Origin of the sequence: Phytobacter sp. V91 (assembly GCF_965644225.1) — a bacterium.
In the GTDB taxonomy this organism is placed as follows: domain Bacteria; phylum Pseudomonadota; class Gammaproteobacteria; order Enterobacterales; family Enterobacteriaceae; genus CBFFRJ01.
The window spans coordinates 1-390 of the sequence record NZ_CBFFRJ010000327.1 but is presented as its reverse complement, the minus strand read 5'-3'; the positions used below and the strand labels follow the sequence as shown (position 1 = coordinate 390).

Genomic DNA, 390 nt, shown 5'->3' with positions numbered 1-390 from the left:
GGGAACCTGCGGTTGGATCACCTCCTTACCTTAAAGAACCTGCCTTTGTAGTGCTCACACAGATTGTCTGATGAAAAGTAAAAAGCAAGGCGTCTTGCGATTGAGACTTACACGTCCCCTTCGTCTAGAGGCCCAGGACACCGCCCTTTCACGGCGGTAACAGGGGTTCGAATCCCCTAGGGGACGCCACTTGCTGGTAACGTAAGTGAAAGATGCGTACCTGATATATCTCAAAACAGACTTTCGAGTCTTGTTTGAGATATTTGCTCTTTAAAAATCTGGATCAAGCTGAAAATTGAAACGACACACTGTTTCATTTCTCCGTAATAAGAAATGAAAAGCGGTGTGTTCGAGTCTCTCAAATTTTCGCAACACTGAAGTGTTTTACGA

Annotated in this window: 1 tRNA gene; it reads left to right on the top strand. The window is 44.9% G+C overall.

What is annotated here, in order from left to right:
* Positions 1 to 113 precede the first annotated feature (113 nt).
* Positions 114 to 189: transfer RNA gene (locus ACSZO4_RS25880), tRNA-Glu, on the top strand.
* Positions 190 to 390 lie beyond the last annotated feature (201 nt).